This is a genomic window from Desulfovibrio sp. ZJ746 (assembly GCF_011039155.1).
Lineage (GTDB): Bacteria > Desulfobacterota > Desulfovibrionia > Desulfovibrionales > Desulfovibrionaceae > Desulfovibrio.
On the sequence record NZ_JAAKEK010000014.1, the window covers coordinates 1 to 2,580 of the forward strand.

Here is a 2,580-nt window from a genome sequence, read left to right on the forward strand (position 1 = left end):
GAGCGTGTCAAAACGCACGCGACCGAGGCGACGCCAGCGCCAGACGGCCGAAAGTCGAGCGGTTTCCGCGCCGGGATTTTTTGTTCCGGCAAGGAGCGCAAGCTGGCGGCGACGGGAGCGTATCAAGACATACGTGACCGAGACGCCAGCGCGGCGCGACGCCGCCGGACTGGAGTGGCTTTCCGCGCCGGGATTTTTTGTTCCGGCAAGGAAGGCGAGCAGTTGACGCCGGGAGCCTATTGAGACATAGGTGACCAAGGCAACGGCGAGCCTGACGCCGCCGGAACAAAAAAGACCAAGCGGAAACGGGCCTGTAGCTCAGGTGGTTAGAGCGCACGCCTGATAAGCGTGAGGTCGAAAGTTCAAGTCTTTCCAGGCCCACCAGCGCAAGAAAAGCAATCTCGACAAGCTGCCATCCGTGAGCAGGCACGAGGGGAAGGAAGCCTCGTGAATGTGATTCGGGCGGCAGCCCGACTAGCCGGGAGACCGGCCGGCTCATTGACAATTGAACAGGGAATGGAAGGAAAGCAATTTCGAGCGACAAGTTGCAAAGAGCATCAGGTGGATGCCTTGGCGTCGGAAGGCGAAGAAAGACGCGGTAAGCTGCGATAAGCCTCGGGGAGGAGCTAAACATCCTGTGATCCGGGGATTTCTGAATGGGGAAACCCGCCGGGGGCAATGCCCCGGCATCCCGGCATGAATACATAGTGCCCGGAGGCCAACTCGGGGAAGTGAAACATCTCAGTACCCGAAGGAAAGGAAATCAAGCGAGACTCCCTCAGTAGCGGCGAGCGAAGGGGGAAGAGCCCAAACCGGCCGGATTCGTCCGGCCGGGGTTGCAGGGCCGCCATACGCGATTCGCGAGTAGGCAGGGGAAGGAAGCTGGAAAGCTTCGCCAGAGCGGGTGACAGCCCCGTACCCGAAACCGGAAGCGACGCAGGCGGTACCTGAGTACCGCGAGGCACGTGGAACCTCGTGGGAATCCGGGAGGACCATCTTCCAAGGCTAAGTACTATCCGACGACCGATAGTGAACCAGTACCGTGAGGGAAAGGTGAAAAGAACCCCTGTCAGGGGAGTGAAACAGAATCTGAAACCAGGTGCTCACAAGCTGCGAGAGCCCCCATGTGGGGTGATCGCGTGCCTTTTGCATAATGAGTCAGCGAGTTGATCTGTACTGCGAGGTTAAGCGTGAGCGGAGCCGTAGTGAAAGCGAGCCTGAAGAGGGCGCAAGTAGTGCGGATCAGACCCGAAACCGGGTGATCTATCCATGAGCAGGTTGAAGCAAGGGTAAAGCCTTGTGGAGGACCGAACCGCCAACGGCTGAAAACGTTCCGGATGACTTGTGGATAGGGGTGAAAGGCCAATCAAACCCGGTGATAGCTGGTTCTCCCCGAAATATATTGAGGTATAGCCTCGTGGATTGTCTGACGGAGGTAAAGCACTGACAGAGCTAGGGGTCCTACCAGATTACCAAACTCTTTCAAACTCAGAATGCCGTCCAGATGTACCACGGGAGTCAGACAGCGGGTGCTAAGGTCCGTTGTCGAGAGGGTAAGAGCCCAGACCAACAGCTAAGGCCTCCAAATGCATGCTCAGTGGTTAAGGTGGTGACGTTGTAGAGACACCCAGGACGTTGGCTTAGAAGCAGCCATCGTTTAAAGAAAGCGTAATAGCTCACTGGTCTAATGACGTTGCGCCGAAAATGTAACGGGGCTAAGCATGCTGCCGAAGCTTTGGATTCCGCGCAAGCGGTCTGGTAGGGGAGCGTTCCCCGCGGGCTGAAGCCGCGCCAAAAGGTGTGGTGGACTGCAGGGAAGTGATTATGCTGACATGAGTAACGATAAAACGGGTGAAAAACCCGTTCGCCGTAAACCCAAGGTTTCCTGGGTAAAGGTAATCTTCCCAGGGTTAGTCGGCCCCTAAGGCGAGGCGGAAACGCGTAGCTGATGGGAAACCCGTTAATATTCGGGTACTTGTGTGTCCGCGTGATGGAGGGACGCAGGAGGATAGGCGGTCCGGGTGTTGGAATACCCGGTGCAAGCAGGTAGGCATGATGCGGAGGCAAATCCCCGCATCTGTATGCTGAGATGCGAATCCGAGGGCGCAAGCCCAGAAGCCGTTGAGTCCACGCTGCCAAGAAAAGCTCCTAAGCATAGGGCACACAAACCGTACCGGAAACCAACTCAGGTGGGTGGGATGAATAATCCAAGGCGCTCGAGAGAACTCTGGCCAAGGAACTCGGCAAAATAACCCCGTACCTTCGGAAGAAGGGGTGCTCTTCGGGGTGTGGGAGGCTCGCCCTCCCGAGCCCTGGAGAGCCGCAGAGAAATGGTGGTGGCGACTGTTTACTAAAAACATAGGTCTGTGCGAAGTCGCAAGACGACGTATACGGACTGACGCCTGCCCGGTGCCGGAAGGTTAAAAGGAGGAGTCAGCGCAAGCGAAGCTCCGAATTGAAGCCCCGGTAAACGGCGGCCGTAACTATAACGGTCCTAAGGTAGCGAAATTCCTTGTCGGGTAAGTTCCGACCTGCACGAATGGCGTAACGATCTCCACACTGTCTCGGCCAGAGACTCGG

Annotated in this window: 1 protein-coding gene, 1 tRNA gene and 1 rRNA gene; all 3 read left to right on the forward strand. The window is 57.2% G+C overall.

Annotated features, from left to right (window positions below):
* The coding region (locus G7Y54_RS12520) for a hypothetical protein (protein ID WP_206214963.1) at positions 1 to 243 on the forward strand (243 nt) is incomplete at its 5' end.
* A gap of 64 nt (positions 244 to 307) precedes the next feature.
* A tRNA-Ile gene (locus tag G7Y54_RS12435) sits at positions 308 to 384 on the forward strand.
* A 154-nt stretch (positions 385 to 538) separates the two neighbouring features.
* Positions 539 to 2,580: ribosomal RNA gene (locus G7Y54_RS12440) — 23S ribosomal RNA — on the forward strand; the annotation flags it as partial.